Raw genomic sequence first — 6,722 nt, 5'->3', positions numbered from 1 at the left:
GTCAGCGGGGTCGTGCAGCCCGTCCCGGGGGTGGAGTCCCCGCCGTCCCCGGCGCCGCGGGCCGCCCCCGGGGCGCGCCACCCCCGCGCCGCACCCGGCGGGGGGCGGGGTCGTTCCCCCCCCCCCGCCCCCCGGCCGTTCGCCCGACGGGTCCCGGTTTGCGCACCGGGGCCCGCCGGGCGCAGTCTGACGCGGTGACAAGAACCACGCTCAGTACTCGCCCCCGCACCCACCGCATCCGCCTGGCGGCCGTGGGCGCCGCCACCCTCCTGGCCACCGCGCTCGGCTCGGCCCCCGCCGACGCGGTCACGCCCTGGGAGCTGGCCGGGGCCTGGGGCTCGCCCGCCGGCGGCGAGCGCACCCACCCCCGCGAGATCCACTTCGACGCGTCCGGGTCGTACCGCGTCGACGACCTCGTCTCGCCCTGCCCGCCGCGGGTCGTGTGCATCTGGTCGGGCATCACGCACGCCGAGGGCACGTACCGCATCGAGGGCGACACGGTGCTCCTGACGTACGCCGAGGGCGGCACGGTCACCGGTCCGCTGCCGCAGGAGCTGCGCTTCCGCCCCGAGGACCGGACGCTCACCGAGCAGTTGCCGAGCGGTGGGCGCACGGTCTACACCCGGCTGAAGACCTGGCGCTGACGGCTGCGCCGAGGGGATCAGGACCGGGGCGCGGACAGCGCCCCGTCCGCCTGGCCGCCCGCCCCCGCGTCGGAGTCGAACTGGGTCCGGTACAGCTCCTCGTACCGCCCGCCGACCGCGAGCAGTTCGTCGTGCGTGCCGCGCTCGACGATCCGTCCGGCCTCGACGACGAGGATCTGGTCGGCGGCCCGCACGGTGGACAGCCGGTGCGCGATGACGACGGCGGTACGGTCGGCCAGCGCCTCGCCCAGGGCCTCCTGCACGGCCGCTTCGGACGTGGAATCGAGGTGTGCGGTGGCTTCGTCGAGGATGACGACCCGCTGGCGGGCGAGCAGGAGCCGGGCGATGGTCAGGCGCTGGCGCTCGCCGCCGGAGAGCCGGTAGCCGCGTTCGCCGACGACGGTGTCGAGCCCGTCGGGCAGCTCGGCCACCAGCCCGTCGAGGCGGGAGCGGCGCAGGGCGTCCCAGATGTCGTCCTCGGTGGCGTCGGGCCTGGCGAGCAGCAGGTTGGCGCGCACGGACTCGTGGAAGAGGTGCCCGTCCTGGGTGACCATGCCGATCGTGTCGCGGATGGCGTCGGAGCCGAGGTCGCGGACGTCGACCCCGCCGAGGCGCACGGCGCCCTCGTCGGCGTCGTACAGCCGGGGCAGCAGCTGCGCGATGGTCGACTTGCCCGCGCCGGAGGATCCGACGAGGGCGACCATCTGGCCGGGCTCGGCGCGGAAGGAGACCCCGTGCAGGACGTCGGTGCCGCCGCGCGGGTCGAGCGTGGCGACCTCCTCCAGGGAGGCGAGGGAGACCTTGTCGGCGGAGGGGTAGCCGAAGGTCACGGAGTCGAACTCGACGGAGACGGGCCCGTCGGGCACCTCGCGGGCGTCGGGCTTCTCCTCGATCAGCGGCTTGAGGTCGAGGATCTCGAAGACGCGCTCGAAGCTGACGAGGGCGCTCATCACCTCGACCCGGGCGCCGGCGAGCGCGGTCAGCGGGGCGTAGAGGCGGGTCAGGAGCAGCGCGAGGGCGACCACGGCGCCGGGGTCGAGGCTGCCGCGCAGGGCGTAGTGGCCGCCGAGTCCGTACACGAGCGCCAGCGCCAGCGCGGACACCAGCGTCAGCGCGGTGACGAACGCGGACTGGGCCATGGCGGTGCGCACCCCGATGTCCCGCACGCGGGCGGCGCGCGCGGCGAACTCGACGGACTCGTCCGTGGGGCGCCCGAAGAGCTTCACGAGCGTGGCGCCGGGCGCGGAGAACCGCTCGGTCATCCGTGTGCTCATCGCCGAGTTGTGCGCGGCGGCCTCCCGCTGGAGCCGCGCCATGCGGGCGCCCATGCGGCGGGCGGGGACGACGAAGACGGGCAGCAGGACGAGCGCGAGCAGGGTGATCTGCCAGGAGATCGAGAGCATCACCGCGAGGGTCAGCAACAGCGTGACGACGTTCGACACGACGCCGGAGAGGGTGTTGCTGAAGGCGCGCTGGGCCCCGATGACATCGTTGTTGAGCCGGCTCACGAGGGCGCCGGTGCGGGTGCGGGTGAAGAAGGCGACGGGCATCCGCTGGACGTGGTCGAACACGGCGGTGCGCAGGTCGAGGATCAGCCCTTCGCCGAGGTTCGCCGAGAGCCACCGGGTGACGAGCCCCAGGGCCGCCTCGGCGACGGCGATCCCCGCGATGAGCAGGGCGAGCCGGACGACGGTCCCGCTCTCCTTCCCCCCGACGATCGCGTCGACGACGCGTCCGGCGAGGACGGGGGTGGCGACGGCGAGGAGCGCGCTGACCACGCTGACGAGCGTGAACCGGACGACGCGCCCCCGGTGGGGCCGGGCGAAGACCGCGATGCGGCGCAGCGTGGCCCGGGAGAAGGGCCTGCGGTCCTCCTGGGCGTTCATCACGCTGTGAAGGGAGGTCCACGCGGTGACTTCCATGCTCATGGAGGGTGCCTTCCGGGGGTGGTCGATCGGACGCGAGGCGCGGACTCTACCCCGTGCTGGGGTACGGCGGCGCGCACGAAAAACGCTATGACCTCAAGCGGACTTGAGGTCAAGGGCGCCCAGCGGCTCGGGCACGCGCCGGAAGGCGGGGCGCGGACGGGAGCCGTACCGGGCGGCGCGCCGCCCTACCCCCGCACTCCGGTCAGCCACTCCCCCGAGCGCGTCCCCTTCCCCCGCACCGCTTCCTCGTACGCCGCCCGCAGCAACCGCGTCACAGGGCCCGGGGTCTCCCTTCCCACCACCCGGGTGTCCACCGCTTCCACCGGGACCACCCCCACCGCCGTGCCCGTCAGGAAGAGTTCGTCCGCCGTGTACGCCTCCGCGTGTGCCACGGGGCGTTCCTCCGTGGGGACGCCTGCCGCTCGCGCCAGCTCCAGGACCGTCGCCCGGGTGATTCCGGGCAGGATGCCCTCCGTCACCGGAGGCGTGCGCAGTACGCCTCCGCTCACCAGGAAGACGTTCGCCGCCGACGCCTCCGCCACGTGTCCCGTCGGCGTGAGCATCAGCGCGTCGTCGCAACCCGACCTGACCGCGCCCAACTTGGCGAGCGACGAGTTCAGGTAGGCGCCCGTCGCCTTCGCGAGGGGCGGGATCGCGTCCTGGTGGTTGCGGCGCCACGCGCTCGTCATCAGGCGCCAGTTGCGTGCCGGGCGGCCCTCCTCCCAGGGCCACGCCGCCACCGTCACCCGTACGGCCGTCAGGTCCAGCGCCACGCCCATGCTGCCGTAACCGAGGTAGACCAGCGGGCGAACGTAGCACGACGCCGAACCCGTCGCGGCGACCAGGTCGCACACCGCTCGCGCCAACTCGCCCTCGGTGTAGGGGATGTCCATCATGTAGACGCGCGCCGAACGCGTCAGGCGCGCCAGGTGGTCGTCCAGGCGGAACACCGCGGGGCCGTCCGCCGTCCCGTGCGCCCTGATGCCCTCGTACACCGCCCAGCCGTAGTGCAACGACTGCGTCAGGACGTGGACCCGGGCCTCGTCCCAGGGGACCAGCAGGCCGTCCATCCAGATGTGCCCGGACGGGGTGATCGCGTTCAACTCGGCCTCCTCGCGGCGGTTTCGTCCGCTCCGTAGCGACGTGCCAGCTCCCGCATCGACGCCGCGGTCTCCGGATCCAGCGGTACGCCGTCGCGCAGCGCGTCCCGCCGCCTCTCGCGCTCCGGGTCGCCGGGGCACCGCACCGAGTCCCCCGCCCCGCGCACCGTCTCGACCAGGTCGTGCAGGCGGTCCGCGAACTCGGGCCCGCCCCCGAAGAACGCCGGGTCGAGGCAGAGCAGGAAGTGCGCCACTTCGCGGCCCCGGCCCGCCTCCGCGCGCTCGATGTGGTCCAGCTGCCAGTCCAGCGGCGCGTCCGCGAGCGCCGCCGTCATCAGGGTCACGGCCATGCCGAGGCCCTGGCCCTTGTACCCCGGGGCCAGCGGTGACAGGGCCCGCGCCGCGCCCGGCGACCGGGTCTCCCGCCCGTCCCCGTCCAGCGCCCAGCCGCCCTCCAGCGCGCGGCCCCTGCGGCCCCGCTCCCGCACCTCGCCCAGGCACACCTGGCTCGTGGCCATGTCCAGCACGAACTCGTGGTCGCCGTCCGCCCCCGCCGCGACGCTCACCGGGTTCGTGCCGAGCAGCGGCGCGACACCGCCGTACGGCGCCACCCGGGACGAGGCCGACGTCATCACCCAGCCCACCATTCCCGCCCGGGACATGGCCCTGCTGTGGATCGACGCCGCGGCGAAGTGGTTGGAGTTGCGCACCACGACCGCCGCGATCCCGTACTCCGCGGCCCGCCGCACCGCCTCGGCCGCGCCCGCGAGTCCGGCCACCACGCCGAGCGCCGCGTCCGCGTCCAGCAGCACGGCGGGGCCGCTCTCCCGCACCGCCCCGATCTTCGGGCGGGGGTTGGCCACGCCCCGCTCCAGATCGTCCAAGTAGCCCGGGAGCAGCCGCAGCCCGTGGGTCGCGACGCCCCGCGCCGTGGTCTCCACCAGCGCGTCCGCCACGGCCCCAGCGTCCCCATCGGCCACGCCGTGCCCGGTCAGGGCGCGGACCGCGATCCCGCGCGCCTCGGCCCAGTCCATCCGGTGCGCGCTCGACATCGCCCGGCCCCCTACAGGACGTAGGGGAGTCGGCCCGACACCTTCACGCTCGACCAGTCGAACTCCACCTCGTCGAGGACCTCCAGCTCGGTCAGCACCCGGTGCAGGCCGCTGTAGTCCCGCAGCAGCGCCGTGCGCCCCGCCGCCCGGCAGTCCGCCAGCATCCGCGCCCCGCCCTCGACGCCCACCAGCCGCATGATCGCCTCCCAGACGCGGTAGTCGTTCGCCGAGTACGCCTCCAGCGCCCGGCACAGCGCGTCCAGCAGGAACCCCTGCTGCTCGCGCGTCAGTTGCGGAAGGAGTACCTTCAGCAGCTCGCCGCTGATCGAGCCGTGGCACACCTCGTCGTGGCGGTGCAGCCGCGACAGCGCCACGTTCATCGGCTGGACCCCTTCGGCGCCCGCCACCAGTTCCAGATAGGCCCCGATCGACAGCTCGGTGGTCGTGCAGAAGGCGATCGTGAGCAGACTGCGCCGCCAGCGCTCCGACGCCGCATCGACCAACTGACGGTGTTTCACCGATACGTACGGCAGGGGCAGTTCGCCCTCCCGGTAGTGCGCTCCGCGCCTCGCCCTCGTCATTCCGCTGGCCATGCGGTGCATCAGGATGTGGTACTGCTCGTCCACCATCGCCTGGAGCAGCGAGACCTCCAGTGCCTCGCCCCACAGACCGGGGAACTCTCCCTTCAGGACCAGCCCGAAGGCCGGGTTGACGACGTGCGTCTCGGAGTACTCGGTGTTCCTGTTCAGCGCGATCATCGCCCAGGTCAGGATCGCGGAGCGCCGCTCGGGGTCCAGCCCTTCGTACGTGGGGTGGTCGGCGAACGGGACGATGTCCTCCGGGTAGTCGGGCAGCGCCGGGTCGAACAGGTCGAGCAGTTCGGGATCGTCGCGCTTCACGGCCGCCCGGCGCTTCCAGTTGGCCGCCAGCCGGTGGATGACGGGGTTGTCGACGGCGCCGAATACCTCGGTGCCGAAGGCGTCCTCGTCGGGGTTGCTGATGAACCTGTCGTCCATCGCTCGGGCTCCTCTCGGGGTCGGGAAAGGCGTGGTGGGCACTGGATCGGCGGGCGCCGGGGTGCTCGTCCCCGCCCCGCCCCCGCCGGACGACGTGCGCATCGACCGCTGGGCCACCACCACCCCCACGAGCACCGCGCCGATCCCCGCGCACTGCACGGGCGTCAGCGTCTCGCCGAGGAGGAGGTACGCGGTGCCAGCGCCCGCCACCACTTCGAGCGTCGCCAGCAGGCTCGCCGCCGAAGGGGCCAGGAAGCGCTGCGCCGCGATGCCGCTCAGGTACGCAACGAGCGTCGCCACCAGCGCCGCCCACGCCACGACCGCCCACACGGGCGCGGTCACCCCGCCGTACGCGACCGTGTCGCCCAGCCTTCCGTACGGGAACGCCGTCACCGGCGACACGACGTTCAGGGCGAGCGCGCCGACCGCGATGCCGAGCGCCGCGACCGGCAGCGGGGCGTGCCGGGCCAGGGCACGCCCCGCGACCAGGAACCGCACCGACAGCGCGACCGCGGTGCCCAGCGCCGCCAGCACCCCGACCGCGTCGAGCCGCAGCCGCGACCACACCTCGCCCACCAGCAGCAGCCCGCCCACCACCACGGCCGTGCCCAGCCACACCGCGCGCGGCTGCGGCACGCGCCGCACGCAGCGCAGCCACACCACGACCACGACCGGGCACAGGAACTGGAGCACCACGAAGACGCCGACGGGGATCCTCGCCACGGCGACCCCGCACAGGGTCTGCAGCGCGGCGAAGGAGAAGACGCCCAGCACCACGATCACGCCGTACGCCTCGCGCGCCGCGGCGAGCAGCTGTCCCGGGCGGGTCAGGGCGGCGATCGTCAGGAGCAGTACGGCCGCCACGCTCAGCCGGGCCTGGGCGATCTCCGTCGCCGAGAGCCCCGCCGAGTCCAGGATCTTGGTGGCGGGCCCGACGGTGCCGAAGGTGCAGGCCGACACGACCGCAAGCGCCACGCCCGTG

At 74.1% G+C, this 6,722-nt stretch carries 5 protein-coding genes; 1 reads left to right on the top strand and 4 read right to left on the bottom strand.

All coding sequences use genetic code 11. The annotated features are described in order from the left end of the window. The first annotated feature begins 194 nt into the window (after positions 1-194). Positions 195-644: a hypothetical protein gene (locus tag ACIBNE_RS38675; protein WP_399280316.1), complete on the top strand. Its 450-nt coding sequence runs from the start codon at positions 195-197 to the stop codon at positions 642-644. Positions 645-661: 17 nt separating this feature from the next. On the opposite strand, the gene ACIBNE_RS38670 is transcribed toward ACIBNE_RS38675, so the two are convergent. From ACIBNE_RS38670 to ACIBNE_RS38655, 4 genes are all read right to left on the bottom strand, one after another. Continuing rightward, on the bottom strand, positions 662-2,572 hold the full coding sequence (locus ACIBNE_RS38670; protein ID WP_399280314.1) for an ABC transporter ATP-binding protein: 1,911 nt from the start codon (positions 2,570-2,572) through the stop codon (positions 662-664). Positions 2,573-2,757: 185 nt separating this feature from the next. Next, positions 2,758-3,675 (bottom strand): branched-chain amino acid transaminase, encoded by a 918-nt coding sequence (locus ACIBNE_RS38665; RefSeq protein WP_399280312.1) that lies wholly within the window; start codon positions 3,673-3,675, stop codon positions 2,758-2,760. Continuing rightward, positions 3,672-4,724: an Ldh family oxidoreductase gene (locus ACIBNE_RS38660; protein ID WP_399280310.1), complete on the bottom strand. Its 1,053-nt coding sequence runs from the start codon at positions 4,722-4,724 to the stop codon at positions 3,672-3,674. The genes ACIBNE_RS38665 and ACIBNE_RS38660 overlap by 4 nt, the downstream gene beginning before the upstream one ends. Positions 4,725-4,735: 11 nt before the next feature. After that, entirely contained in the window at positions 4,736-6,715 is a 1,980-nt protein-coding gene (locus ACIBNE_RS38655; RefSeq protein WP_399280308.1) for a diiron oxygenase, read from the bottom strand. Positions 6,716-6,722 lie beyond the last annotated feature (7 nt).

Origin of the sequence: Streptomyces sp. NPDC050504, assembly GCF_044458065.1 — a bacterium.
In the GTDB taxonomy this organism is placed as follows: domain Bacteria; phylum Actinomycetota; class Actinomycetes; order Streptomycetales; family Streptomycetaceae; genus Streptomyces.
Note: the sequence above shows the minus strand (reverse complement) of the source record. Positions and strands in the feature narration are given on the sequence as shown.

Bases quoted from the DNA above. Each gene is read 5' to 3' on its own strand.
- ACIBNE_RS38670 (WP_399280314.1), bottom strand. From the start codon at position 2,572: ATGAGCATGGAAGTCACCGCGTGGACCTCCCTTCACAGCGTGATGAAC.
- ACIBNE_RS38660 (WP_399280310.1), bottom strand. From the start codon at position 4,724: ATGTCGAGCGCGCACCGGATGGACTGGGCCGAGGCGCGCGGGATCGCG.